The sequence below is a fragment of the Aquificaceae bacterium genome (assembly GCA_037481935.1).
Lineage (GTDB): Bacteria > Aquificota > Aquificia > Aquificales > Aquificaceae > Pampinifervens.
The window spans coordinates 177048-203294 of sequence record JBBFKQ010000002.1 but is presented as its reverse complement, the minus strand read 5'-3'; the positions used below and the strand labels follow the sequence as shown (position 1 = coordinate 203294).

General features: G+C 47.9%; 29 protein-coding genes. 8 read left to right on the top strand and 21 right to left on the bottom strand.

Translation table 11 applies throughout. The annotated features are described in order from the left end of the window. Window positions 1–3: 3 nt before the first annotated feature. Both ispH and dapF read right to left on the bottom strand, forming a co-directional pair. On the bottom strand, window positions 4–864 hold the full coding sequence (ispH, locus tag WHS43_02860) for a 4-hydroxy-3-methylbut-2-enyl diphosphate reductase (GenBank protein MEJ5338578.1): 861 nt from the start codon (window positions 862–864) through the stop codon (window positions 4–6). Between the two features lie 40 nt (window positions 865–904). Continuing rightward, window positions 905–1750 carry a diaminopimelate epimerase gene (gene dapF / locus WHS43_02855; protein ID MEJ5338577.1) on the bottom strand — a complete coding sequence of 282 codons (846 nt, stop codon included), beginning with the start codon at window positions 1748–1750 and terminating at the stop codon, window positions 905–907. A gap of 97 nt (window positions 1751–1847) precedes the next feature. Here dapF and hemE point away from each other — a divergent pair, with 97 nt between their 5' ends. The 3 genes from hemE to WHS43_02840 are packed head-to-tail and all read left to right on the top strand — an operon-like array spanning window position 1848 to window position 4487. Beyond that, window positions 1848–2849 (top strand): uroporphyrinogen decarboxylase, encoded by a 1002-nt coding sequence (gene hemE / locus WHS43_02850; protein ID MEJ5338576.1) that lies wholly within the window; start codon window positions 1848–1850, stop codon window positions 2847–2849. Next, window positions 2846–3967: a tRNA (guanine(26)-N(2))-dimethyltransferase gene (locus WHS43_02845; protein MEJ5338575.1), complete on the top strand. Its 1122-nt coding sequence runs from the start codon at window positions 2846–2848 to the stop codon at window positions 3965–3967. Before hemE ends, WHS43_02845 begins: the two co-directional genes overlap by 4 nt. Continuing rightward, window positions 3945–4487, top strand: coding sequence for a hypothetical protein (locus WHS43_02840; GenBank protein ID MEJ5338574.1), 543 nt, complete (start codon window positions 3945–3947; stop codon window positions 4485–4487). Before WHS43_02845 ends, WHS43_02840 begins: the two co-directional genes overlap by 23 nt. Here WHS43_02840 and trpE read toward each other — a convergent pair. Further along, entirely contained in the window at window positions 4467–5972 is a 1506-nt protein-coding gene (trpE, locus tag WHS43_02835; protein ID MEJ5338573.1) for an anthranilate synthase component I, read from the bottom strand. The genes WHS43_02840 and trpE overlap by 21 nt on opposite strands. 21 nt (window positions 5973–5993) lie before the next feature. On the opposite strand from trpE, the gene WHS43_02830 reads away from it, so the two are divergent. Then, window positions 5994–6281: an isoamylase early set domain-containing protein gene (locus tag WHS43_02830; protein ID MEJ5338572.1), complete on the top strand. Its 288-nt coding sequence runs from the start codon at window positions 5994–5996 to the stop codon at window positions 6279–6281. On the opposite strand, the gene WHS43_02825 is transcribed toward WHS43_02830, so the two are convergent. The 13 genes from WHS43_02825 to WHS43_02765 all read right to left on the bottom strand — a co-directional run bounded on the left by WHS43_02825 (window position 6274) and on the right by WHS43_02765 (window position 20647). Next, window positions 6274–9516, bottom strand: a complete 3243-nt coding sequence (locus tag WHS43_02825) for an efflux RND transporter permease subunit (GenBank protein MEJ5338571.1) — start codon at window positions 9514–9516, stop codon at window positions 6274–6276. The two genes, WHS43_02830 and WHS43_02825, sit on opposite strands and share 8 nt — an antisense overlap. Window positions 9517–9518: 2 nt before the next feature. Continuing rightward, complete coding sequence (locus tag WHS43_02820) at window positions 9519–10637, bottom strand: efflux RND transporter periplasmic adaptor subunit (GenBank protein MEJ5338570.1); 1119 nt, start codon at window positions 10635–10637, stop codon at window positions 9519–9521. Continuing rightward, on the bottom strand, window positions 10634–11944 hold the full coding sequence (locus WHS43_02815) for a TolC family protein (protein ID MEJ5338569.1): 1311 nt from the start codon (window positions 11942–11944) through the stop codon (window positions 10634–10636). Before WHS43_02815 ends, WHS43_02820 begins: the two co-directional genes overlap by 4 nt. Before the next feature lie 39 nt (window positions 11945–11983). Further along, window positions 11984–12583 carry a hypothetical protein gene (locus tag WHS43_02810; protein MEJ5338568.1) on the bottom strand — a complete coding sequence of 200 codons (600 nt, stop codon included), beginning with the start codon at window positions 12581–12583 and terminating at the stop codon, window positions 11984–11986. Then, the gene (gene murF / locus WHS43_02805) at window positions 12567–13883 is read right to left on the bottom strand and encodes a UDP-N-acetylmuramoyl-tripeptide--D-alanyl-D-alanine ligase (protein ID MEJ5338567.1); all 1317 of its coding nucleotides are present in this window, start codon (window positions 13881–13883) and stop codon (window positions 12567–12569) included. The genes WHS43_02810 and murF overlap by 17 nt, the downstream gene beginning before the upstream one ends. Then, the gene (locus WHS43_02800; GenBank protein MEJ5338566.1) at window positions 13880–14986 is read right to left on the bottom strand and encodes an HD domain-containing phosphohydrolase; all 1107 of its coding nucleotides are present in this window, start codon (window positions 14984–14986) and stop codon (window positions 13880–13882) included. Before WHS43_02800 ends, murF begins: the two co-directional genes overlap by 4 nt. 22 nt (window positions 14987–15008) lie before the next feature. Then, entirely contained in the window at window positions 15009–16214 is a 1206-nt protein-coding gene (locus WHS43_02795) for an MFS transporter (protein ID MEJ5338565.1), read from the bottom strand. Between the two features lie 2 nt (window positions 16215–16216). After that, window positions 16217–17230: a phenylalanine--tRNA ligase subunit alpha gene (locus tag WHS43_02790; GenBank protein MEJ5338564.1), complete on the bottom strand. Its 1014-nt coding sequence runs from the start codon at window positions 17228–17230 to the stop codon at window positions 16217–16219. Further along, the gene (gene rplT, locus WHS43_02785) at window positions 17227–17586 is read right to left on the bottom strand and encodes a 50S ribosomal protein L20 (GenBank protein ID MEJ5338563.1); all 360 of its coding nucleotides are present in this window, start codon (window positions 17584–17586) and stop codon (window positions 17227–17229) included. Before rplT ends, WHS43_02790 begins: the two co-directional genes overlap by 4 nt. A gap of 230 nt (window positions 17587–17816) precedes the next feature. After that, a complete protein-coding gene (gene lipA / locus WHS43_02780) occupies window positions 17817–18617 on the bottom strand; it encodes a lipoyl synthase (GenBank protein MEJ5338562.1) in 801 nt (266 codons plus the stop codon). 10 nt (window positions 18618–18627) lie between these two features. Then, complete coding sequence (gene yihA / locus WHS43_02775; GenBank protein ID MEJ5338561.1) at window positions 18628–19179, bottom strand: ribosome biogenesis GTP-binding protein YihA/YsxC; 552 nt, start codon at window positions 19177–19179, stop codon at window positions 18628–18630. Further along, on the bottom strand, window positions 19176–20402 hold the full coding sequence (locus WHS43_02770) for a folylpolyglutamate synthase/dihydrofolate synthase family protein (protein ID MEJ5338560.1): 1227 nt from the start codon (window positions 20400–20402) through the stop codon (window positions 19176–19178). Before WHS43_02770 ends, yihA begins: the two co-directional genes overlap by 4 nt. 35 nt (window positions 20403–20437) lie before the next feature. Next, on the bottom strand, window positions 20438–20647 hold the full coding sequence (locus WHS43_02765; GenBank protein MEJ5338559.1) for a cold-shock protein: 210 nt from the start codon (window positions 20645–20647) through the stop codon (window positions 20438–20440). A 151-nt stretch (window positions 20648–20798) separates the two neighbouring features. On the opposite strand from WHS43_02765, the gene tatA (WHS43_02760) reads away from it, so the two are divergent. After that, window positions 20799–20978, top strand: coding sequence for a twin-arginine translocase TatA/TatE family subunit (gene tatA / locus WHS43_02760; protein ID MEJ5338558.1), 180 nt, complete (start codon window positions 20799–20801; stop codon window positions 20976–20978). Beyond that, entirely contained in the window at window positions 20975–21172 is a 198-nt protein-coding gene (tatA, locus tag WHS43_02755) for a twin-arginine translocase TatA/TatE family subunit (protein ID MEJ5338557.1), read from the top strand. The genes tatA (WHS43_02760) and tatA (WHS43_02755) overlap by 4 nt, the downstream gene beginning before the upstream one ends. Here the strand turns inward: tatA (WHS43_02755) and nusB are convergent. Genes nusB through panC form a run of 3 tightly spaced genes read right to left on the bottom strand, consistent with a single transcriptional unit; the run spans window position 21169 to window position 22893 of the window. Then, window positions 21169–21585 (bottom strand): transcription antitermination factor NusB, encoded by a 417-nt coding sequence (nusB, locus tag WHS43_02750; GenBank protein ID MEJ5338556.1) that lies wholly within the window; start codon window positions 21583–21585, stop codon window positions 21169–21171. The genes tatA (WHS43_02755) and nusB overlap by 4 nt on opposite strands. Continuing rightward, window positions 21582–22046: a 6,7-dimethyl-8-ribityllumazine synthase gene (gene ribH / locus WHS43_02745; protein MEJ5338555.1), complete on the bottom strand. Its 465-nt coding sequence runs from the start codon at window positions 22044–22046 to the stop codon at window positions 21582–21584. Before ribH ends, nusB begins: the two co-directional genes overlap by 4 nt. Further along, window positions 22033–22893, bottom strand: a complete 861-nt coding sequence (gene panC / locus WHS43_02740; protein MEJ5338554.1) for a pantoate--beta-alanine ligase — start codon at window positions 22891–22893, stop codon at window positions 22033–22035. Before panC ends, ribH begins: the two co-directional genes overlap by 14 nt. A 33-nt stretch (window positions 22894–22926) precedes the next feature. On the opposite strand from panC, the gene WHS43_02735 reads away from it, so the two are divergent. After that, window positions 22927–23505, top strand: coding sequence for a hypothetical protein (locus WHS43_02735; protein MEJ5338553.1), 579 nt, complete (start codon window positions 22927–22929; stop codon window positions 23503–23505). On the opposite strand, the gene rfaE2 is transcribed toward WHS43_02735, so the two are convergent. Continuing rightward, window positions 23484–23963, bottom strand: a complete 480-nt coding sequence (gene rfaE2 / locus WHS43_02730; GenBank protein ID MEJ5338552.1) for a D-glycero-beta-D-manno-heptose 1-phosphate adenylyltransferase — start codon at window positions 23961–23963, stop codon at window positions 23484–23486. The two genes, WHS43_02735 and rfaE2, sit on opposite strands and share 22 nt — an antisense overlap. Next, window positions 23953–25404, bottom strand: coding sequence for a glycogen/starch synthase (locus WHS43_02725; protein ID MEJ5338551.1), 1452 nt, complete (start codon window positions 25402–25404; stop codon window positions 23953–23955). The genes rfaE2 and WHS43_02725 overlap by 11 nt, the downstream gene beginning before the upstream one ends. Window positions 25405–25428: 24 nt before the next feature. On the opposite strand from WHS43_02725, the gene nadC reads away from it, so the two are divergent. Then, window positions 25429–26247 (top strand): carboxylating nicotinate-nucleotide diphosphorylase, encoded by an 819-nt coding sequence (nadC, locus tag WHS43_02720; GenBank protein MEJ5338550.1) that lies wholly within the window; start codon window positions 25429–25431, stop codon window positions 26245–26247.

Genomic DNA, 26247 nt, shown 5'->3' with positions numbered 1-26247 from the left:
AGATTATACAACCATGCTCCTTATGCTGTCCACCACCTGCCCTATTATCCAGTCGGGCGTTGAAGCTCCTGCAGTAATGCCCACCTTTTTTGCCCCTTCAAACCATTCTTCTTTGAGTTCTTCCGGTGTTTCTATGTGGTAGCTTTTGGGGTTCAGAGATTTCGCTATTTCGTAGAGCCTTCTTGTATTGCCGCTGTTCTTGCCACCCACTATCACCATAACATCCACATGAGGTGCCAGCGTGTAGACATCCTCCTGACGCTCTGAGGTGGCGTTGCATATGGTGTTTATCACTTTCACCTCTCTTGCCCAGAGGGCAATTTCTCCCACCACCTCTTTGAAAAACTGTTCGTTCTGAGTTGTCTGAGCCACTATACCGACCCTGTCTTTTCCAAGAACCTCCCTGAGGTCATCCCTGCTCTCCACCACCATGCCCCTTCCACCACACTCCCTGAGATACCCCAGCGTTCCCACCACTTCTGGATGGTCCTTTTCACCTACCAATACCACAAAGTAGCCTTCCTTACTGAGCTTTACAACAGCCTCATGAACAGCCTTCACAAAAGGACATGTGGCATCCACTATTTTCACACCTTTTGATATGAGCTCTTTCTCCTTCTGAGGCGGTATTCCGTGAGAACGAACTATTACGGTGCTTTTCTCATCCAGCTCCTCCTCGTGTTCTAAGAGCCTCAGACCCTTATCCTCAAGCCTTTTAACCTCCTGAGGGTTGTGTATGAGAGGACCCATGCTGAGCACCTTTCTTCCTGTTGCTGTATCCTTTACTGCCTCCTCTGCAAGGTTTATAGCTCTCCTGACTCCAAAGCAAAAGCCTGCGTGCTGAGCAACTATTATCTCTGCCATAGGTGGAATTATAACCTCTGTCCTTCTAAGTATCTGTGAGCTATCTCATGCAAAGCAGTGCATCCTCTGACAAGAAGCCATCAAACACCTTACATACACCCCCTTCAAGGAAAACCTCTCTGAAATCGTCGCTGAAGTCTATTCTCAGGAGCTCTCCACCGCTCGTAAGCACTTCAACTGGCTTTGCACTTACAAGCCCCTTCATGTAGGCAACAAGGGCAGAGGCAGTAGCCCCAGTTCCGCAGGCAAGGGTCTCGGACTCAACTCCTCTTTCATATGTCCTTATCTTCACTGCCCTTTCCGAAAGGGGTTTTATAAAGTTCACATTGGTTCCCCTTGGCTGGAATTCTGGATGAAACCTTATGGACCTGCCAACCTTCACCACATCCAGCCTTTCAAGCTCTACAACAACCGCCACAAAGTGAGGAACGCCCGTGTTTATAAAACTTCCTTCTATCCTTTCTCCATTAATGTCAAGCTTCACTTCCCTGTAATCTTTAGGCTCAGTAAGCTGAACCTTTACCCTTCTTCCACCTTCAATAACCCAGGCTTTTATAACTCCCGCAAGCGTCTCAAACCTTACCTCTTCTCCCACTATCCCCCTCTCGTATGCAAACCTTACCGCACATCTTGAACCATTACCGCACATCTCCGCCACAGAGCCATCAGCGTTGAAAAACTGCCACCTGAAGTGGTTGTCTGGGTTCTGTGGGTGCTCTATCAGAATAAGACCGTCAGCACCTATGCCAGTGTGTGGTTTGCAGAGGGATACCACAAAATCCTTCATATTCAGACCAAGCCTCTCTGTGAGCCTGTTTACCTTGCCATCCCTGTTGTCCATGAGGATAAAATCGTTTCCAGACCCTTGCAATTTCGTGAATTCCATGCTATATTATTATACCCAATCCCCCAGCAACCCCATGGCTCACCTCCTCCCTCACCCCCCATCCCGGGGGGTGAAAAATATGCTAAGATATTAAATCATGCTTCTTCTGAAAAGTCTCAGAGGTGAAAAAATCCCGCGCTTTCCTGTCTGGCTAATGCGTCAGGCGGGCCGGTATATGCCCCAGTATAGAGAACTCAGGGAAAGGGAAAGAGACTTTCTCAGCTTCTGCAAAAAGGTGGAGCTGGCGAGCAGAGCGAGCCTTCTACCGTTGGAGCTTCTTGGGGTAGATGCAGTCATAATCTTTTCGGACATACTTGTGCCTCTTGAGCCCATGGGCGTAAAGGTGGAGTTTCTTGAAGGTGAGGGTCCAAGGCTTGAGTGGGATGGAAGGGTGGAAGGCCTGAAGAGAATAAGTTTTTCTCATGTGGAGTTTGTGGGGGAGATAATAAAAGCTGTCAAGGCTCAGGTAAGGGATGTGCCGGTCATAGGCTTCAGTGGTGCCCCCTTCACACTCATGGCATACATGGTGGAGGGTGGTTCAAACAGAGACTTCAGAAGGGCAAAGCTCTTTATGTGGCGTTCAGAGGAGTATAAGAAGCTAATGCCCTTACTGGTTGAAAACCTCCTTGAATACTTGCTGGGTCAGGTCAGGGCTGGTGCAGATATTCTGCAGGTCTTTGACAGCTGGGCTATGCACCTTGCCTTTGAGGACTTTGAGGATTATGCACAGAACTATCTGAAGCCCCTTTTTGAGGGCCTGAAAAAGCAGACGGATGCACCTGTCATATACTTTTTCAGAGGCTCTGGCTCCTTTCTAAAAGCCCTTGAAAGCCTGCCTGTGGATGCCCTTTCCGTGGACTGGACGGTGGACATGCCCTCTGCCATGAAAAACAGCTCAAAAGCCTTTCAGGGAAACCTTGACCCCGCAGTGCTTTACTGCCATGAGGAAACCATAGAAAAAAGAGCCCTTGAGCTTCTGAGGTGCATTCCGAGAAAGACACGCTATGTTTTTAACCTGGGTCATGGGCTCATGCCCGACATGGAACTTGGTAAGGTAAAGCTTCTGGTGGATACCGTAAAGAGCTACAGCCTTTCATGATAAGAGAGGGAAGGGTATTCTTAGACCTTGAGCTTCCAGAGGTCATATCCTCAGAGATGGGCGTTTTCTACAACCCCCACATGAGGGAAAACAGGGACATAAGCCTTCTTATGCTTCTTTGCCTTCCACAGGAAGAACTCCTTGTCTGCGACCCCATGGGTGCAAGCGGTGTCAGGCTCATGAGATTTCTGCTGGAAACTGACAGAGTAAAGAAAGCCGTATACAACGACATAAGCCAGGAAGCGGTTAACTTCTTCAAAGGGATGCTCCAGAGGCACGCCATACCAGAAGAGCAGGTGGAGGTCCATCAGGAAGATGCCTGTCTTCTTCTGAGAAGGCTCAGGAACTGCCATTATGTGGATATTGACCCCTTTGGTTCCCCAGTGCCCTTTCTGGAAAGTGGTATACTTCCCGTTGCAAGGCATGGGATGCTTGCGGTGACTGCCACGGACACCTCCGTGCTTTCTGGAACCTATCCTGAGACATGTATGAGAAGATACGGTTCAAGACCGCTTCTTTCCGCAGAGTTCTACCACGAGGTGGGCGTGCGTATCCTGATAAAGAAGGTGCTGGAAGAGGGGGCAAAGATGGACTACGCCCTGAGACCTGTATTTTCTTATTCCTACAGGCACTACTTCAGGATATTCTTTATCAAGGACATAGGACCAAGAAGGACAGACAGTCTTTTCAGGAAAATAGGCTTTCTTCTATACTGCCCGAAGTGCCTCTACAGGGATGGGGCTGGGCTGGATAGTATAGGGCACCAGTGTCCCCACTGTGGGGGTTCGCTTCTCCTTGCCGGGCCACTGTGGCTTGGAGAGCTTTGGGACAGGGAGCTGGTGCACAGGCTATGGGAGATAAGGGGCAGGGTTGACATATCAGACAGCACAAACAGACTTTTAGACAGAATCAGAAGGGAGTGTGAGTGTGATACTCTTGGCTTTTACACCATATCCTCTCTCTGCAGAGCCTTTCGCATAGGTCAGTCTCCATCCATAGAGAGGTTTCTGGAAGTCTTTAAAGGAGTAAGGACTCATTTTACTCCAGAGGGCTTTAGAACAAGACTGAGCCACAGGGAGGTCCTTGAAAGAGTAAATGAGCTACTACAGAGAGCTTAAGGATTTCATACTCCAGCTGAAAGGAGGTGGGCACTTCCTGTCGCCCAGGGACGTCTGGTTTCTTAAGTTTCTTGAGGAGGAGGGCTATCCGCTTGAAGTGATAAGGGAAGGGATAAAGAAATTTTTTCTTTTCCATCCTCCAGAAAAAAGGTCAAAGTTGCCCCTTTTCATGAGCTTTAGAGAGATACAGAAGCTCAGAAGGCTTCATATGGGGAAAGCCTCGGGGAATGAAGACTGGAGGGAAAGGTTTCTGAGAAAGGTCAGGCTTGCAGAGGAGATTCTTAAGAGAGAGTTAAATGTGCATGTGCCTGAGGACTTGAAGGAGGCTGAAGACACACTGCAGAGACTTGAGGGTGAGATGGCGAAGAAAATCTGGGAAGGTCTCAGCAGGGAGGAGAAGGCAAGTATCCTGAGAAGGTTTTCTTCCTTCAAGGGGGACGAGGAGCTCTTCAAGTCCATGGTTAAAAGGGAACTTTTTAGAAGGAAAGGTTTAAAGGGTTTATCTCTCTTTGTGGACTGATTCTGCCATAGCAACCGCCTTCATGAGAGCCTTTGCCTTGTTAACCGTTTCCCACCATTCCTTCTCAGGGTCAGAGTCTGCCACTATTCCGGCACCTGCCTGAAGAAAGAGCTCATCTTCCAACAATAGGGCTGTTCTTATGGCTATAGCCATGTCCATGTTGCCCTCAAAGGATATATAACCCACCGCACCTGCGTATATGCCCCTCCTTTCCTTTTCAAGCTCCTCTATTATCTGCATGGCTCTTACCTTTGGAGCTCCGGAAACCGTGCCCGCAGGGAATAGAGCCTTCAGCACGTCCACTGCAGAAAGCCCCTCCTTCAGTTCACCCACCACATCACTCACTATATGCATCACATGCGAATACCTTTCAACCCTCATAAAACCCTCCACTCTCACGCTTCCGGGTTTGCTCACGCGCCCCACATCATTTCTGGCAAGGTCAACAAGCATGAGGTGCTCAGCCCTTTCCTTCTCATCATTTAGCAGGTCCCTCTCCAGAGCCATATCCTCCTCAGGGGTATTCCCTCTCTTCCTTGTGCCTGCTATGGGTCTTGTTTCTATCCTTTTCCCTTCAAGTCTGACCAGCACTTCTGGAGAAGAGCCTATGACCTTCAGGTCTCCAAGGTCCATGTAATACATGTAGGGCGATGGGTTTAGGTATCTCAGGGACCTGTATATGCTCTCAGCCTCACCATAGAAACTTTTTCTGAACCTCTGAGAGAGCACTACCTGAACCACATCCCCCTGAGATATATACTCCTTCGCCCTTTCCACCATTGTCATAAACTCTTCCTTGCTGTATGCTGAACGCCACTCTTCGAGCCTCACATCCTCCTGTGAGAAGTGCAAAGGATAGACACAGCTTTCAAATATCCTGCCCCTCAGGTCTTCTACGAGACTTCTGGCTCTCTCATACTCTCTTTGTATGCCTCTTTCTGTGAGCATGGGCACGATTATTTTTATGCTCCCGCTCAGGTTGTCATGGACCACCAGCGCATCGCTCAGCACAAAGAGGAGGTCAAAGACCTCAAGGGGGTCTGGTTTTTTATCTTCCACAGGCTCATAACGCTTTACCACATCATAGCCCACATAGCCCACATAACCACCCCAGAACCTGGGAAGGGAAGGGTCATGGTAAGGTCTGAGCGCTTTCAGCATTTCATCCAGTGGTCTGAGAGGGTCCCCTTCCTGAAGAAGGCTTACCTTTCCACCCCTGTAAAGGTAGGCTATGCCCCTCTTCCATGCATACTGAAAGCTTGAGGCAAGAATTACAAAGGAGTATCTTCCCCACTTTATCCCTCCCTCAGCGCTTTCAAGAAGCAGGCTGTATTTCCAGCCTTCCCTCAGTTTAAGATAGAGAGAAAGAGGCGTTTCAGTATCCGCCATAAACTCCGCGAAGAGAGGAATTACATTGTAATCCTTAGACAGCTCTTCTACCTGCTCCCGGCTGAGGTTCAGATACATGCCTATATATGGTAGCATAATAATTAGAGGAGGTGGCACATGGTTACAAAGACCTATCAGGAAGGCAAGGACATATGCGTGGTTAGCTTTTATGTGAAGAGGGATGATGCTCAGAGGGTGGAGCTGGTTGGTGAATGGAACAACTGGAAGCCTGAACCAATGAAGAGGAAAAAGGACGGCACCTTCTGGATAAGCAAGAGGCTGAAAACTGGAAGGAGCTACAGGTTCAAATACCTTATTGATGGACAGCACTGGGAGAATGAGCTGTCTGCAGACCAGCAGGTGCCCAACCCCTTTGGCACCACAGACAGCCTCCTAATTATCTGAGAATGTCTTTCTGCACCTCTTCTGGGGTCGGGAGGGTTTCCATCCTCTTGACCCTGCTGGCGTAATACATTACAGGTATCAGGACAAGGGTGAGAGTTGTGGAGCCTATGGTTCCAAATATAAGGGATATGGCAAGGCCGTTGAAGATAGGGTCAAAGATTATGACAAAGGCGCCCACTATGACTGCCACCGCAGTGAGCAGTATAGGTCTTGTCCTTATGACGCCCGCTTCCACCACGGCAAGATGGGGAGGAACTCCATCCTTGATTCTTTCCTCTGCAAAGTCTACAAGCAGTATAGAGTTTCTCACTATTATGCCCGCAAGGGCAATAAAGCCTATCATGGAAGTAGCGGTAAAGAAGGCGTTCATTATAAGATGTCCTGGTATTATACCCACGAGGGTAAGAGGTATGGGTGCCATTATTATGCCTGGGATTCTGAAGTCCTTAAACCAACCAAGGATAAGCACATACATTACAAAGAGGGCAACTCCAAAGGCAAGCCCCAGGTCTCTGAAGACCTCAAGGGTAATGTGCATCTCACCGTCCCACTTCACATAAAGGCCATCCTCCAGAAGGGGCAGGGACATCCAGAGCTCTTTAACACCTCCATAAGGGTTGGGCAGGCTATTTATCTGCGACCTCACATCAAGAATACCGTAGAAGGGCGCTTCCTCTCTTCCTGCTACATCGCCTATTACATACACCACGCGCCTGAGGTTTTTGCGGTAGATGGTAGGCGGTGCGGTGTCCTCTTTTAGCTCAACGAGCTCTGAAAGGGGCACTCTTTTACCATCCCTTGTGGTTACCTGAAGCATATGGAGCATGTCAAGGGTTCTGTATTTTTCGTCAAACCTCACTATTATGGGTGTGTGCTCTGTGTCCGTATTCTGCATTATGCCTGCCTGATAACCCCCAAGCAATGCCTGGACTGTGTGGACAATCTCCTGCTTTGAAAAACCTGCCAGCTTTGCCTTGTCTTCCTTTACTGCCAGTCTCAAGAGAGGTGCAGGGTCCTCCAGGTATATACCCTCATCTGTTATGCTCTTACTCTCCCTGAAAACTTTTAGCACCTCTCTGGCAAACTCCTGCTGAAGCCTGAGGTCTGGACCATACACCTCCGCCACTATAGGTGACAGGACTGGTGGCCCCGGTGGAACTTCCACTACTGCCACATACTTTGCTCCGTATTTCCTCCCTATCTCGTGAACCGCAGGTCTTATCCTCTTGGCAAAGTCATGAGATTGCTCCTGGCGCTTGTCCTTGTTTATAAGGTTTACCTGAATGTCTGCAAGGTTTGAGCCCTGACGCAGGTAGTAGTGTCTTACCAATCCATTGAAGTTAAAGGGTGAAGATGTTCCCACGTATATCTGATAATCGGTTACTATGGACTGCCTTGATATGTAGTCGCCTATGGCTCTTGTGGCCTCAAGGGTTTTCTCAAGAGGGGTTCCCTCGGGCATGTCTATAACTACCTGAAGCTCGCTCTTGTTATCGTAGGGTAGCATCTTGACAACCACTACCTTTGTGAGAAGAAGCCCCACAGACAGACCCATCAGGGCAAGAGTGAAGCCATAAAAGGCGTATCTTTTTGCTCTGCTTGTCAGGAGTGGGACCATAAGACGGGAATATATTTTCCAGAAGGCTGTTTCTCTTATGTTCACTTCATGCTTTTCATGCTCCTGGTCAAACTTTTTCCTCAGGAGCAGATAGCTCGCCCAGGGGGTTATGATAAAGGCAACCAGCAGTGAGAAAAACATGGCAACAGAAGCATTTATGGGTATGGGCCTCATGTAGGGACCCATAAGACCTGTCACAAAAGCCATGGGCATGAGGGCTGCTATGACGGTGAAGGTGGCAAGGATTGTGGGATTTCCCACCTCGTCTGTTGCCCTGACTATTGCCTCCCTGGGCGTCTTTGCCAGCTTGAGCTCAAACCACCTGTGCACATTCTCCACCACCACTATGGCGTCGTCCACGAGAATTCCTATGGCAAATATGAGGGCAAAGAGGGTAACCCTGTTCAGAGTAAAGCCAAAAACCTGACTGAGAAAGAGAGCTATGGCAAGGGTGACGGGCACCGCAATGCCTACTACTATGGCCTCTTTAAAGCCAAGGGCTACTGCAATCAGGAGTATGACGGAAAAAGTGGCTATTATTAGCTTCTTTATGAGGGTGTCTGCCTTTTCCTTCGCCGTCTCTCCGTAGTTTCTTGTTATGGTAACCTCAAGGTCTTTTGGTATTATCTTCCCTTTGAGATGGTCAACCAGCTCAAGAACCTCCTGAGCTACTTCCACCGCATTTGTTCCCACCCTCTTGGAAACAGCTATGGTAACGGCGGGGTAAAGTTCTCCAGGTTTTACACCCTGTATGCCCTTTTCCTCATGCCTTGGTCCAAAACCCATCAGGGTATAATCCCTCACCTCAGAGGGACCATCCACCACAGTGGCCACATCTTTCATATAAACTGGTTTTCCGTTGAAGACACCAACCACTATGTTTTCCACATCCTCCTTCGACCTTAGAAATTCCCCCGTTCTCACAAGATATTCCCTGCCACCCTGAACCACCTTACCGCTCAGAGACTGGGCGTTTGCAGCCTGAAGGAGGTGGGCTATATGAAGAGGGGATATACCATAGCCAGCCATTCTCTGCGGGTCAAGGATTATGCGCACCTGCCTTGGTCTTCCACCCACAAGAAAAACATCAGCCACATTCTGAACCTTCTTTATCTCGTTTTCAAGGGCTTCGGATATGCGTCTCAGGTCGTAGGGGTCGTAGTTTTTGCCCCAGAGTGTAAGGGTAAGTATGGGCACATCGTCTATGGATTTTGGCTTTACGAGGGGTGGCAGCATCACTCCCGGGGGTGCAAGGTCCATGGCAGACATCATCTTGGTGTTGAGGTCCACCAAGGCTTTTACCGGGTTCGTTCCCACATAAAATCTGGCGGTGACCACCGCCATGCCTTCCATACTTGCAGAGTAAATGTATTCAATGTCTTTGAGCTCCCAGAGCTTCTTTTCAAGGGGTGCCACAACCCTCCTTTCCACCTCCTCTGGGGTTGCACCTGGGTAGGAAATCATTATGTCTATCATGGGAACCACTATCTGTGGCTCCTCATCCTTTGGAGTGGTAATAACGGCAAAAAGACCAAGGGCAAGGGAAACCAGTATAATAACTGGAGTGAGCTTTGAGTCTATAAAGTAGTTGGCAAGCCTTCCAGCAAAGCCATACATGCTCAGCCTCCTACCCTGCAACCCTCACAGGCCTTCTCTATGCCCTGGATGACTATCCTCTCACCCTCCCTTAGACCTGACAGCACCTCCACCTTGTCTCCCCTCTTCTCACCCAGCCTGACAAACCTGAGCTCAAGGGTGTTGTCAGGCTTTACAACCCACACACCTGTAAAGTCAAAGCGTTTCACGATGGCAGCCTCTGGCACAAGAAACACTTCCACCCTTTCCGGTATAAGTATGCTGGCATACATACCGCTTCTTATACCCTGGGTATCCTCAAGCTTTACCTTAACCCTGAAGGTTCTGGTGATTGGGTCAAGGGCAGGAGATACCTCCACCACTCTGCCTCTGACTTTTTTGTTCAACCCCGATATGCTTACCTCATACTCCTGACCTGCCATGACCCTGCCTGCGAACCTTTCTGGCAGGAAGACTTCAAATAGATAGGGTGGTGATTCCAAGACAAGAAGTGGATGACCCGGCACTGCAAGGTCTCCAGCGTCAACTCCCTTCTGCACCACATAGCCGTTCACCGGCGAGGTTATACCCGCATACTTGAGATTGCTGACCACTGCCTGTTTCTGGCTCTGTGTTGCTTTTACACCCGCCCTTGCCTGTGCCACCTGAGCCTCTGCTGACTCAAACTGTGCCTTTATCTGGTCAAACTCCTGCTGCGTTATGGCACCCTCCTTTAGAAGGGCTGAATACCTTTCAAAGGTCTTTTTTACGGCCTCATAGTTTGCGGATGCTGACCTGAGTGCCTGCTCCGCCTGAGCTATCTGATGTTGCACTGCCTCCGCCTGAGCCCTTATGTCCTCCGCATCTATGCTCACAAGGAGCTGACCCATCCTTACACTGTCACCCTCCTTCACCAGAACATGCTTCACCCTTCCCATAATCCTTGTGGAAACTTCCACCCTTTTGTCCGCCACTATCTGACCTGTGTAGGGGCTAAGAACTTCAGAAAGCCTTTCCACATTGCCTGTGGTGATACCATGAACAACCTTTGCCTCCTGAGATACCTCGCCAGGTTTTTCTTTTTTTGTGAGAAACCCCCCGAGCCAGACCACCATGGCAAGGATTATAAGGACAAATACTGCATACTTTATCCAGCCCTTCATTTTTTCACCTCCTCTACGGAGCCTGCGTTATAGAGGATATCCATGTAAGCCTTGTGGCAGGCGTTTATTGCCTGAACCTTCTCCAGTCTTGCCCTGTCAAGCTCTGTCTGGGCATCAAGTATATCCACCATCCTGGCAAGTCCATTTCTGTATCGGACCTCCATGACCCTGAGAACCTCCTGACTTGCCCTTATCCTGTCTTCAGCGGACCTGAGCATATCCAGAGCGTTCTCATACTCGGCGTAAGACTTCTCAAGGTCAAAAACCGCAGAATCCCTCAGGAGCTTTAACTTCTCCTGAAGGCTTGCCTTTCTTTCAAGGTTTGCCTGAGCCTTTCTGAATGTGGTCAGTCCAGTGTCAAAGGTCCAGGAGATGCCTATTCCCGCAAGGTAGCCTTTTCCGTCAGCACCAAAAGGATATTCCTTAGAGTTTAGAAAATACTGGGCAAAGGCGTAAACCTGAGGAAGGTTGTCTGAAAGAGTGAGCCTGTAGGCTTCTTCCAGTGCCTTTAGCCTCTCCTCAAGGGCTCTTATATCCTTCCTGCCCAGAACTCTTTCTTTTAGAGCCTGGAGGTTTACCGCAGGGCAAGCGCTTTCATCCTGAACATCAAAGTCTCCAAGCTTTAAACCTATTGCTACTTCAAGCCCCTTCTTTGCAACCTGATAGCCCCTTATGGCCTTATCTAAGTTTTCCTCCGCCTTGGAGAGATACACCTTTGCCCTGAGCACATCAGAAAGCAGAGCTATGCCAACGCTGTGCATCTGCTCTGCAAGTCTGAGATGCTCTCTTGCATCCTCAACTGCCTGTCTGGCCACTTTTATAGCTTCCTTTGCAAGAACTGCCTCCATGTATGCATGGTATACCTGCCTTATAACCTCCTCCTCCCTTCTTCCAGCTTCAAAACCCACCGCTCTGTATTCATACTCCGCCATTTTCTGTGCAGACTGAATTTTACCACCCAGCCATATGGGCACCTCAAGGGTAAGCTTTGTCTCAAAGTTGTCTATGGATGAGGGGTTGTTTAACCTCCCTGGGTCAAAGTCTTGCTGTGTTATTCTTTCCTGATTGAGCCGGCTCATGAAGGCGTAGGCGGGCATGTCTGTTCTTGTGAAGGTTTCTTCCAGTTTAACCCTGGGGAAGAGGGCACCTCTTGCAGCCTTGAGTTCAAGCTCCTGAGCTCTCAAATCCCTCTGAGCAGACTTTATCAGAGGGCTGTTCTTGAGTGCCAGGTCCACCACCTCTTTCAGGGTAATATCCCTGGCAAAAGCCAGAGTTAGCAGTGTGAGCAATAAAATCAACACTCCCATGATTATCGCAATATAATTATATCATTATATTCTAATATGTCAAGCACCACTCAACAACCTCTTTATGGTGTTTATAACATATAGCCTTATCTTAGTGGAGCTGGCATCATCAATATCAACCTCAAAAGCAAGCTTTGAACTGTAGGGTCTTTCTTCCACTATACCCACAAGCCTTGCAGTGCCAGAGACTCCAGAAAGCTCTTCTCTGCCCGTAATCTTAAAATCCAGGCTCTTGTTCATCATTTCAGGCACGAGGGAAGAATCTGTTATCACAAGGGAGAAACCACCCTCCGATATGTCAACTGGCTCGAAGGTTCGGAAGATGCCACCAATCTTGAGGAGAACCATAAAGGCATGTTCCTTCTGAACCGGAACCCTAGGCTTGCTTCTGTCTCCGAGCCTTCCCTCGCCTGCATAAAAGATGTTTACTATAATATTTTCGTTTTTACCTACAACCCTTCCTGGAAGCACAAAGTTCATGTATCCCAGATTTATCACATCTCCAGTCAGTATCAGCCTTCTGGCGAGGGGGGTAGGGTTCAGGTATACCTTTCCCTCCTGATACTTGAGCTTTTCAAGCTTCGTATGAAACAGTATGCCCCCCTCAAGGTTCTTATAAACATCAATCAGCTCTGCCATTCAAAAAGCCCTCCACCAGCCTTTCCATGTTCATGCCTCTTGAACCTTTAAAAAGTATAACAGCTTTCCCACTGACATTCCTGAGAAGCCAGTCAAGAAGTTCCTCTGGTGCTTTAAAATGGTAGCACCTTCCTCCCAGCTCTTTGCATAACTCATAGGCATGCTTCATGTGCTCTCCCAGGAACAGGCATACATCTATGCCAAGCTCCGCACATAGCCTCCCTGTTTCTCTGTGGTAGTGCTCAGAGTCCTTTCCAAGCTCCAGCATGTCGCCAAGAACTGCGATTCTTCGAGTCCTGAACAGGCTGAGACTTTTCAGAGCCATCCTGACAGAAGGTGGATTGGCGTTGTAAGTATCATCTACCAGAACTACCTTTCCTTTTCTCAGTATACGAAAGCGTCCTTCCACGGGGTGAAAATCTGCAAGATAGTGGACGAGGTCTTTCCAGTCAATGTCCAGAGTCCTGAGTATGGCGAAGGCACAAAGGGAGTTTTCTATCAGAGCCAGGCTTGGCACTGGAATAAACACATCCACTCCATAGACCCTGAAGCTAATACCTTCCTCGGAAAGGTTTATATTCTCTGCCCTGAACTCCCCCTCTCCGAATACAAGCTTTTTATGTATGGAATAACAGTGGGATACGCTGGAAGGGCATACGCCCCAGTCTTCTTCCTCCATCTGGTGGAAAACCTCCCCGTTTCCCAGCACCACGTCATCAAGACACCCAAAGGTCTCAAGATGCTCCTCCCCTATGGCGGTTATTGCCCTTATGTGGGGTCTTACCAGCTCAACAAGCCTTCTCACATCACCTTTCTGACTTGCCCCTATCTCCACAACCCAGAAATGGCAACCTTCCTCAAAGTTTGCCACCGAAAGTGGAACCCCAACCTGAGAATTGTAGTTTCTGGGAGTCCTGCAGACCTTTCCCACTTTTGAGAGCAGATAGGCGGTAAGCTCCTTTGTGGTAGTCTTGCCTGCAGACCCGGCTATGGCAATGACCTTACCTCTGAAGTTTTCCCTTCTCCAGCGAGCAAAGCTTCTGAGGGCTTCCAGCGAATTCTCCACCAGTATCTGGGGAGCTCCAGTGGGTAGCTCAAGCCTTCTTTCACAGATTACACCCACTGCGCCCCTTTTCAGCGCATCCAGAGCAAAATCATGCCCGTCGTGGGTTTTGCCCCTTATGGCTACAAAAACTTGTCCTTTCTGCACGCTTCTGCTATCTATTGAAAAGCCACTGAAGGGTAAGGGTTTTCCAGAATGTTGAGCCCTGAGAAGCTCCGCCAGCTCCAGGGTTGTCATGAGGTTATATTATAGAGCCCAAGCAGCTTCCTTTTTGTAAAGTTAAATATCCTGTCAAGGGCCTCATCATAGCTGGAGAAAGTTGAAGGATAGGACATCTGTAAATAGTCTATATCAACTCCTATTTCCTTCATGCTCCTTACCACACCAAGAACCTTCTCCTGCGGAGGTATATATGGTGCAATAACTGCAAACTCGTCACCTCCTATGCGGAATATAACAGGGCTCATTATATCTATAACATCTTCCTTCATGAGCTTGAGTATAACATCCTTTATATCATGCATTGAGCAGCACTGAAGGTTTATAGCCCAGACGAGCCTCTTCAGGGCCTCGTTTCCTGCTTCCCAGCCTCTCTGGAGATTTATATGCGTGAGGTTCTTTATATCAAACACTGTAAGGCAGAAGCTGTCCTTCTGTTCCATAAAGGCCTTCAGAGCCGGAAGAAAAAGGTCACCCCTTATGGCACCTGTCGGGTCCATGTAATGGAAGCTCCATCTTATCTTTTCTATTTCCTGATTAACATGGGAGGGGTTTATGCTCACATACCTCAGACTATACAGGGTCTTTACTGCGTAAGACACAACATCTGGGTCAAAGTGTATTGAGGCGAGTTCTTCCATCTCCTGCATAGCCTGCTCCCAGCTTTTTGCTTTCTTGTATATTCTTCTTGAGGTCATGGCTTCAAAGGAATCCGCCACCGTGTATATCCTCGCGAGCAAGGGTATCTGTTCACCTCTGAAACCAAAGGGATAGCCACTTCCGTCATACTTTTCCTGATGATAGAGTAGCACATTGAGAGCTTCCCCGGGTATTTCTGAATCTTTTACCATCTCATAACCCAGGCTCACGTGCAATTTCATTATTTCAAACTCCTCTTTTGTCAGTCTCCCTGGCTTGAGGAGTATCACGTCGGGTATTGCTATTTTACCCACGTCGTGCACCATACCGCCAATCCGAATATACTCCAGCTCTTCACCAGAAAGCCCCATACTCTCCCCTATCTTCAGAGCGTAGAACACTCCCCTGTCTGTATGCCCTCTTGTATACACATCTCTGTATTCAAGCACTGTAAGGAGTATATTTGTGATGTTTTCTTTCATTGCGAGTAAATTTAACCAGCGCTTATTCCTTAGCAACTCCAAGCCTTGAATGAATTTTCAAACCGTTGAACCAGAGAAGGCCAGACACAAACCATATCAGCACAGCCAGAATTGCTATCACTGTCATATAGCTATATCCATGCTTTAGCACATAACCCCCCCACAGACCGCCCGCAAAGGCTCCGAGAAACTGGGTTGTGTTGAAAAAGCCAAGGGAAAGTCCCCTCAGGTCTCTGTGAGTCAATTTTGTCAGCAGTGAGGGGACAAGGGCCTCAAGCAGGTTAAAGCCCATAAAGAAGAAAAGAACCATAAGCACAATGCCCAGGAAGTTTCCAAGAAGCGCAAAAGATATAAAGGAAAGCCCAAGAAGTAGCACCCCGAGCATGAACACCTCCCTGAACCTGCCTCTCTTTTCTGCCAGAATCACCATCGGCACCATGAAGGCAAGGGCAAGAAGAATGGTGGGCAGGTAAATCTCCCAGTGTCTGAGCTTGGGAAAGTGGTAGAGGTAGACCAGTTCGTAGGGCACCACGGTAAATATGACCACCATGAAGGCATGGGTCAGGGCTATGGAGAGATTGAGGAAAAGCTGGTTTTTATCGGTAAGAAGCATGGTTATATTTTTCAGCGACGGATTTATCTCCCTCTCCTTTGACCTCTGGGAAGGCTCGGGAACCCTCAGCATAAGCACCGCTGTGGCAAGAAGGCTTAGAAATGCGGTGAGAAAAAAGAGAAATGGAACTCCAAACTTTCCTGCAAGAACCGGGGCTATTGTAAGACTGAGAGCAAAAGTAAGCCCTATGGAGGCACCTATATGGGCAAAAGCTCTTGTTCTGACCTCTTCTCTGGTAAGGTCCGCAGAAAGAGCTATCATGGCAGAAGAGACTGCACCAAAGCCCTGAAGGAAACGAGCAAACACCATACTCCATATGTTTGAAACAAGACCAGCCATTAGACTGCCAAGGGCGTAGGTGAGCATACCAACCAATATTACAGGCTTTCTTCCATGTCTGTCAGAGAGATAACCAAAGGGTATCTGAAGAATAGCCTGCGCAAGACCGTATATGCCTATGGCAAGACCTATAAGCTGTGGAGTTGCTCCTTCAAGGGTCTTCAGATAGGGTGATAGAACGGGAAGGAGCAAAAACAGACCAAGCATGCGCACCATAACTGCAAAAGTTATGCTGAGAACTACCTTCCTCTCCTGGGGCGTAAAGTCTTTCAGCATGGTTAAAATTGCTTGAGAAACCTTATATCGTTCTCAAAGAACAGCTTTATGTTGTCTACACCAAAATAGAGCATGGCAAGCCTTTCAACACCCATTCCAAAGGCAAAACCCTGATATTCTTCAGGGTCAATACCACAGTTCTGAAGGACCACAGGATGAACCATACCACAGCCCATAACCTCCAGCCAGCCGCTTTCTTTACAGACTCTGCAGCCCTCACCACCGCATATGACACAGCCTATATCCACTTCTGCAGAGGGCTCTGTGAAGGGAAAGTAAGAGGCTCTGAACCTGACGGGCATGTCTATCTTGAAGAACCCCCTGAGAAAGGTCTCAATGGTGTATTTCATATGTCCAAAGTTTATGTCCCTGTCTACAGCGAGACCCTCCACCTGATGAAACATGGGCGAATGGGTAGGGTCATCATCCCTTCTGTAAACTCTCCCCGGGGCCACTATGTATATGGGAGGTTTCTGTGATAGCATGGTTCTTATCTGAACAGGAGAGGTGTGGGTGCGCAGGAGATAACCTTCCCTGTTTACATAGAAGGTGTCTTGCATCTCTCTGGCTGGATGTTCCTTTGGTATGTTGAGCATATCAAAGTTATACTCTTCAAGTTCAAGCTCTGGACCTTCCATTACAGAAAAGCCCATACTCACGAATATGTCCTTTATCCTTCTCAGAGTCTGAGTAAGTGGGTGAAGGGTGCCGATGGCAGGCTCAAGGGGCACGGAAAGGTCAAGCCATTCTTTTGAGAGCTTTCTTTCAATCTCAAAAGCCCTTAGCTCCTCCTCCTTTTTCCTGAAAAGCTCTTCTGCAAACTCCTTTAGACTGTTTACCCTCGAGCCGTATTCCTTCCTCTCTTCCGGAGACACTTCCCTTATGTGTGCTATTGCCTGAGTTATGAACCCTTTTTTTCCAAGGTATCTTGCTTTGAGCTGTGAGAGCTCATTAAGGTCTTTTACTCTGTGTATTTCCTCCTCGAGCTCTCCCTGAAGCCTCTGAAAATCTATCATGCAGTCTGTGCCAGAGCTTCTTTCGCCCTGCTTACCACTTTAGAAAAACCTTCAGGGTCTCTAACTGCCATCTCTGCAAGCATTTTCCTGTTGAGGTTTATGCCAGCCCTTGAAAGTCCGTTCATAAACTTGCCGTAGGAAAGTCCATGGGCTCTGACCGCAGCATTAATACGGGCAATCCAGAGCCTTCTGAACTGCCTCTTTCTCTGCCTTCTGTCTCTATACTGATACTGTAAAGCCCTGAAAACATACTCCTTCGCCCTTCTGTATACATTCTTACGCTGACCTCTAAAACCCTTTGCCAGCTTCAGTATCTTCTTCTTGAACTTCCTTGAAGAAGGACCCTTTGCACGCATTTCAGCCTCCTAAGGTTTCCTAACAATCTTTTAATTATAGCATAATCCTGAGCGTGGCGGTAAAAATCCCCACCTTCCTGAGGACAGGAAAGAAAAAATGCACTACCGCCACTTGGAGAAAATTTGCTTGCTTTTGATGGCACCCCTATGCTATTATAGTAATTGTTGCTGAAGAGTTTTCGGCGAAATGCCACGACGGGTTTTAGCCGCCAAATGTGGGATTGAAAGATTTAGAGTGCAAGCTCTTCTGCGTGATAAGAAGACCTCGCTAGAGGCTTTGAAAGAACCTTTTCAAAGCCCATTTCCAGTGCTATCTCCTCAAGTTTTTTGAACTCCTCGTCAGAGTAGAATTTTTTGACGGGGTAGTGTTTTGGGCTTGGTCTTAGATACTGCCCAATCACAAGAGAGGACACACCAGCGCTTTTAAGGTCCCCCATGGTTTTTATTATCTCCTCCCACCTTTCACCAAGACCAAGCATTATGCCAGACTTTACAGGAGCGACTCCGCTCTCGGAATAGAACCTGAGAACCCTGAGGCTCCTCCTGTAATCACCCTGAGGTCTCACCTCTCTAAAGATTCTCTCCACCGTTTCTATGTTATGGGAAAGTATGTGGGGCTTTGCCTTTATGATTTCCTCAAGGACTTTCTCAGAACCCTGAAAGTCTGGAGTTAGCACCTCAACCCTTAGACTGCTGTCTCTTGACTTTAGAAACTCCACGCATCTCCTGAAGTGCCCCGCACCAAAGTCTGGAAGGTCGTCCCTGTCCACGGAGGTTATCACCACGTGCCTGAGCCCAAGCTCTTTAACTGCATGGTATAACCTGACTGGTTCTGAGGGGTCTGGTGGCTGTGGTCTTCCGCTGGATACATGACAGTATTTGCAGGCTCTTGTGCATACCATGCCCATTATCAGGAAGGTAGCTGTCCCTTTGGAAAAGCACTCTCCAATGTTTGGACAGAGGGATTCCTCACAGACGGTGTTGAGAGAATACTTTTTCAGTATACACAGGGTTTTTCCAACCAGTTCCATCTGAGGTGCCTTAGCTGAGAACATATTTAAGAAGCTCCTTCTTGCCCATACCCTCTTTTGCAGAAGTGGGCACTACCTCTGCGTGGGAAAATTCCCTTATCTTTTTGAGCGTTGAACTGAGTTCTCTCTGGCTCGCTCTATCACATTTTGTCAGGGCTATTATGTGGGGAAGATTCAGGCTCTGAAGCCAGTTAAGGCTCTCAATGTCCAGCTCTGTAGGACCCACAAGGCTGTCAATGAGCAAAAGGACAAGCTTTATGTCTTCCCAGCAGGCATGAAAGTATCCCTCTATCATTCTTTTCCACTCTTCCCTTACCTTTTTTGAAACTTTTGCGAAGCCATAGCCCGGAAGGTCAGCAAGATAAAGACCGTGGTCTTCAAGGAGAAAAAGGTTTATGGCTCTTGTTCTGCCGGGCTCTTTGCTTACCCGTGCTACATCTTTCCCCACCAGCATGTTTATGAGGGATGACTTTCCCACGTTTGACCTGCCCACAAATACCACATGCATGAGGTCGTCCATGGGAAAGCCTTTCACAAAACTACCCACAAACCTAACCTTCATACTACCTTTTCCCTCTCCAGTATCTCCCTTATCTCCCCTACAAGATATAAGGACCCAAGCACCAGCAGGTCCTCTTTGAGTTCAAGAAGCTGTTCTGAGCCATCAAGAACAATGACTTCTCTAAAGCCCACTTCTCTCGCCTTCTGATAGAGGGTCAGCATTTCTTCTCCTCTGTGATGCTTTACAGGAACAAGGTAAATTCTGTCTGAAAGCTCCCTCAGATGAAAAAGCGAAAGCTCCCACTCCTTGTCCTTCAGGGCTGTAAATACAGGGGTAAGCTTTCCCATATGCCTTTTCAACTCTTTCACAACCCTTGCCACCCCGTCAGGATTATGGGCTCCGTCCAGTATTAACAGGGGGCTTTTCCTGAGGATTTCCATCCTGCCCTCCCATCTGGTAGTTTTCAGAGCGTTCCTGAGTGCATCCTCTTTCAGGTCTATCAAAAGCCCAGTAGCCCTTATGGCAAGGCTTGCGTTGTCAACCTGATACCTGCCCCAGAGACCAAGCTCTGCTTTTTCAAGCCTGATATTTCCATCCTCGTAAAAATCCATAACCGTCTTTGCACCCTCAACCCTGCCAGAGCAGAAAAAGTCAATGCCGGCCACATAAAGGTCCCTTTCATCACACAGCTCCAGAGCCTTTGTGTATAGCGGAAACCTCATACTCCCGAGCACCAGAGGCTTTCCCCTTCTGTAGATGCCCAGCTTCTCCACCGCCCTGCTTTCGCAGTCCCTTCCAAGCCACCTGGTATGGTCTCTCTGTATGTTGGTTATTACGCAGACCTCTGGCTGGCAAACTTTTGTTGCATCCCACCTGCCGCCCATGCCTACCTCAAAAACCGCAAAGTCCACCTTCTCTTCCTCAAAGTATAGGAGTGCTATAAGTGTGCAGGCTTCAAAGTAGGTGAGTTCAAACCTCTCAAAAACAGGTCTCAGCTCCCCCACATGCTCTGAGAGTCTTTCCTCGGGTATCTTCTCACCGTTTATCCTCCACCTTTCCCTCTCATCAGAGAGATGGGGAGAAACAAACCAGCCAACTTTATAGCCATGATGTCTGAGGATGCTCTGAGCAAAGGCACAGGTAGAACCTTTTCCGTTGGTCCCACCTACCTGAAGTGAAATGTAAGAGGGTTTGAAGGATAGATAGCTTACGGCCTTTTCTATCCTTTCCAAGGTTGGAACAATGTGATAATCCCTGCCACGATACAGGTCGTAGAGTTGCATAAGGATTAATTATAGCCCCCCGGAGGGGGAAGGGGTCATGACAGGACTTTTACGTTCTTTGCTCTCAAACCCTTTGTATCCTGTTCTACTTCAAACTCAACCCTCTGACCTTGCTCAAGGGTTTTGAAGCCCCTCTGCTGTATGGCGGAGAAGTGAACGAACACATCCCCCTGATTGTCATCTCGGGTTATAAAGCCATAACCCTTTTCCTTGCTGAACCATTTGACTGTGCCTGTGAGTGACATGGAACAAAAACCTCCTTAAAAATTATTACTGAGTAAGTCCAGAAAGGTAGGCGCCCTCCCTTTCTTTACCCACTCCAGGATAATCATAAACTGTCCCCTTGTCTTTGTCAAGGGGCGGGCATATAATTATTAAGGACAAGGAGGTGAAAAGATGCATTTTCCATTGCCCTGGCAGATAGTCCTTATACTTCTCGTAATACTTGTCATATTTGGTGCCTCAAAGCTGCCCGAGTTTGGCAAGGGGCTGGGTGAAGGCATAAGGAACTTCAAAAAGGCTCTTGCCGGTGAGACAGAAGAGGAGAAAAAGCCCGAAAAGAAGGAACAGGCATGATACCACAGCTATCCTTTACGGAGATTCTTCTAATACTTCTTATAGTCCTGCTCATCTTTGGAGCGGGTAGACTCCCCGAAGTTGGCAGGTCCCTGGGCGAGGGCATAAGAAACTTCAAGAAGGCTTTTTCAGGTGAGGAGGAAAAGGTGAAGGAGGTAAAGGGCGAGGAGGTCAAGGAAGGGGAAAAGTCTTAGCCTTCACCCAACTTCTCCTTTACCACCCTTCCCAGTATACCGTTTATAAACTGTGCAGATTTTTTGCCTGCATACTTCTGTGCCAGCTTCACATAGTCATAGATGGTTAGTTTTGGATTTTTCACTCCCACATGAAGAAACTCAGCAAGAGCTATCCTGAGTATGTTCCTCTCTATATAACCCACCCTGTCAATGTCCCATCTTTCTGAAAGCTCAGCTATTAGCTTGTCAATGCTTGTGGAGTTTTCCATGTATGTCTTTACAAGTTTTCTCAAGTATCTTCTCTGGTCCTGCAGGCTTATACGGTTTGCTGTTATGTATTCTTCTACAAGTCCTTCAACTGGTTCGCCCTTCATATCCCATTGATAGAGGACTAAAAAGGCATCCCTTCTTGCCTGAGGTTTGTATATCATTCAAAACTTCTCAGAAGGTTGACCATCTCTATAACAGACAGCGCTGCCTCCCAGCCCTTGTTGCCCTGCTTGGTCCCTGCCCTCTCCACTGCCTGCTCCAAGGTATCCGCAGTTATAACTCCAAAGCCCACAGGTTTTCCAGTCTCAAGGCTTACCACGGCAAGACCCTTAGCCACTTCACTGGCTATGTATTCAAAGTGTGGTGTCTGTCCCCTTATAAGAACACCCAGGGCAACAACTCCATCCAGCCCCTTTCTGTTTATGAGCTCCTTTACTGCAAGGGGAATCTCCCATGAGCCAGGAACCCTTACAAGATGTATGTTTTCCTCAGCGCCTCCGTGCCTGATTATACAATCTGTAGCACCCTCTATCAGTCTGTCCACCAAAAGATGATTAAACCTGCTGGCCACTATACCAATGCTTATACCTTCTGCCTTCAGAAGACCCTCATACTTCTGCATCGCCTATCCTCCAGTTGTCTATGAGCCTCGTGTTTCCTACCCACACTGCAAGAAGTATTCTATCACCTACGCTTGCCTCCTGCACCGGCCTTAGGTCCTGGTCAGTTATCTCTACATAATCTATACCCTTTACATGGGGATGCCTCAGTATAAACTCCCTTATGGCCTCCTTGAGCAGCTCTGCCTGCCTGTTGCCGTTTTTAAAGAGTTTTTCTGCAAGAAGGAAGGACCTGTAGAGGGAAAGGGCTGATTCTCTCTCCTGAGGGGAGAGATATGAGTTTCTTGAACTCAGAGCTAGCCCATCCTCATCCCTGACTGTTGGAACCGGAACTATCTCCACGGGCAGGCTCAGGTCTTTGACTAGCCTCTGCACAATCTTAAGCTGCTGATAGTCCTTTTCTCCAAAGTAAGCCCTGTCAGGTTGTATTATGTTAAAGAGCTTGAGGACAACGGTGCATACACCACCGAAATGACCAGGTCTGAACTTACCTTCAAGCAAGTCTGTGAGACCCTTTATCTCTATGCTTACAAGGGGTTTTTCTGGATACATGTCTTCATCAGAGGGAGCAAAGACCACATCCACGCCCTCTTCCTCACATATACTCATGTCCCTCTCTATGTCCCTGGGATATTTTTCGTAGTCCTCTCCTACACCAAACTGCAGTGGGTTCACATAGATGCTTACCACAGTAATGTCGTTATGCAATTTTGATTCTCTTATAAGCCTTCTGTGTCCATCGTGAAGATAGCCCATTGTGGGAACAAAGCCGATACTCTGCCTGCTATCACACCTGACAGACTTCAGGTAATTCCTTATTTCTCTTGGCTTTTTAAAAAGCGTTGGCATGGCTCATCATTCAGAGGGCTATAATTATAGCACATGTCCGCAAAGGGTAGTTTCCTGATTCTCAGAAGGTTCAGGGCGGGTGACGAGGACATAATGCTGAAAGCCTACGGAACCTGCGGACCTGTAAAGGTCTTTGTGCCAGGTGGACTGAAAGTAGACAGGGGGCTATTGGGCTATTTAGAAGCTTTCAACCTAATAAGCTTCGTATACAGACAATCTGGGAGTCTGATAATCTTTGATGACCTCATTGAAGTGGAGTTTATATCCTATCTATGTCTTGGGAGCTATCAGAGGTTTGTGTGGATGAACTCTATTGCCCTCTTTGTAGAAAGATGGTTTCTGCAGTATGACCCTGAACTTTTTAACATGGCACTTTTCTACATCACTCTCAATCCACAGAACCATGGCTTATTCCTTTCAAAGTTCAAGCTAGATTTTCTCAGGCGCCTTGGACTTTACAAGGAGGAGGTTTTTGAAGAAAGACTCAGGGGGCTCGTAAGAAGACTAATGGAGGAAGAAGCTTTAAAGAGACTTGAAAGATTGAAAGTGAGCCAGGAACTTCTCTCAAGACTTGAAGATGCCATAGAGGCTCATCTTTCTTCCTCTCTGTAAAGCTCAACTATCCGGCGTATGATATCAGAGGTGGATATGTGAAACTCAAATTCTACCCTCTCCACCCTCCCACCGTAGGAAAGCACAAAGTCTGCCCCTACTATATCCTTTATATCCCAGTCTGCACCCTTTACAAGCACATGGGGCCTTATGGCTTTTATGAGCTCCAGAGGCGTGTCTTCTTCAAATATGACCACGAAATCCACGGATTTGAGGCTGTCAAGGAGGTAAGCCCTCATGTGCTGTGGAATTACAGGTCTTTTTGGACCCTTGATTCTCCTTACAGAGGAGTCGGAGTTTAGCCCCACCACAAGTATATCACCCAGGCTCTTTGCCTTTGCAAGGTAATTGGCATGCCCTGCATGAAGCAGGTCAAAACAGCCATTTGTAAAAACTATACTTTTTCTGTCTCTTACAGGTTCAAGAAGTTTTATGAGTTCCTCAAGACTAAGAACCATATCTTCTGAGCATTATAGCTGTGGAGTATATTCTCTCGTATTCTCTGGCGCTTTTTTCCCAGGAGAAATCCTTCTTCATACACCTTTTTATTATTTCATGCCATTCCTTTGAGTGGTCGCACATGTGCATGTCGTAGTATACCCTTGCCTTGAGAAGGGCATGCATGAGTTCTCTACTTGAGAATTCTTCAAAGGAAAAGCCGTTGCCCTCATGTGGGTTGTCCACAAAGTCTATCACCGTATCTCTGAGGCCGCCCGTTGACCTCACTACAGGGACTGTGCCATACCTCATGGCTATCATCTGGGATATGCCGCAGGGCTCAAAGAGAGAGGGCATGAGGAACATGTCCGCTCCGGCGAATATCTTGTGGGCAAGTTCCTCGTTGTATTCGATTCTGACCCTGACGCTATCCGGATGTTTCTTCATGAACTCTATGAGCATATCCTGATACTTTTCCTCCCCCGAGCCAAGGAAAACAAAGTCAAAACCCTCTCGGACTGCCTCGCAGAGTATTCCCTGAACAAGGTCAAGACCCTTCTGTGCTGTGAGCCTTGAAACCATTCCCACAAGGGGTCTTTCGTTTGGCGTCTTGAGCCCAAAGGTTTCCTTCAGATGTTTTTTGTTGCCAGCCTTGCCCCTGGGAAAGTTTTTTACGCCGTAATGGTGTTTTATCAGCCTGTCAGATTCAGGGTTCCACACATCGTAGTCTATGCCGTTCAATATACCAAAAAAGTATTTTTTTTCCCTTATAAGACCCTCAAGACCGTAGGCGTGGTGTCTTAGCTCCTCAGCATAGGAGGGGCTCACGGTGGTCAGAACATCACAAAAAGCTATCCCCGCCTTGAGGAAGTTTATTTTTCCATAAAACTCTATACCGTTAAAGGGATGGTAAACATCCCATGGGAGGTTGAGAAGTGGGATAAAGTGGTGGTCGTATATGCCCTGATGAAGGGCGTTGTGTATGGTGAATATGGTGGGAACATGATGAAGCTCTGAATAGTGTATCTTTTTGTAGAGGGGTAGAAGCCCCGTATGCCAGTCGTGCAGGTGAATCACATCGGGTTTAATCTGCAGGCTCTTTATCACCTCAAGGCTGGCCAGAGACAGAAAGCCGAACCTGAGGGGATTGTCTTCGTATTCTCCCTTAGGGGTCGCGTATATATAATCCCTCTGATAATACTGAGGAGAATCCAGAAAGTAATATTTCACATGTTCCTTTATATCCTCAAAGACCTTAAATTCTTGCCACTGGTTGCCGAAGAAGACTTTTCCGCCAGATACAGCCCTCATGTCTCCCCTTATCTTTGAGTATCTGGGCATTATCACATAAAGGGAGTGTCCAAGTCTTATAAGGGCTTTTGCAAGAGAATGAACCACATCCCCAAGCCCACCCGCCTTTATGTAGGCGGCGCTTTCTGAGGCAACGAACACTATTTTCATAGCTCCCCTTTAAAATTATAGCCTATGGTAGACAGCCTTTTGTTAAGATTTATTGAAGAGGACCTGGGAAGGGGGGATATAACAACAGAGGGCATGTTCAGAGGTGAAAGGGCGAGGGGAGTTATAAGGGCTAAGGAGGGAGGAGTCCTTGCCGGTGTAGAGTTTGCCCTGAGGGTATTCCGGCTTCTTGGAGAGGTAAAGCTCATAGGGAGTTTGAGGGATGGAGAAGAGTTTTTTGAGGGTGATGAGCTACTTTTAATTGAGGGTCCTGCGGATGTGCTGCTGATGGGTGAAAGGGTAGCTCTCAACCTTCTTCAGAGGCTCAGCGGAATTGCCACGCTCACGAGAAAATTTGTCAGGGCCCTTGAAGGAACTGATGTGAGGCTTCTTGACACAAGGAAAACAACCCCCGGCCTGAGATACTTTGAAAAGTATGCGGTTAGAGTGGGTGGAGGCGTAAACCACAGGTATGCCCTCTACGATATGGTGCTCATAAAGGACAACCACAAGGTGGTGGCTGGTAGCATTAAGGAAGCGGTAAAAAGGGTAAAGGAGAGGATAAGTCCAGTTTACAGAATTGAGGTGGAGGTGGAGAGCCTTCAGGAGCTCCAAGAAGCCCTTGAGTGTGGCGTTGACATGGTCCTTCTTGACAACTTCAGCACTGAAGGGGTGAGGGAGGCGGTGAAGCTCACAAAGGGGAAGGTCATGGTGGAAGTGTCGGGCAACATAACACTTCAGAACATAAGGGGTTATGCAATAGAAGGAGTTGATTTCATCTCAAGCGGTGCCATAACCCACTCAGCAAGGTGGCTTGACCTGAGCATGAGACTCTTTAGAATATAA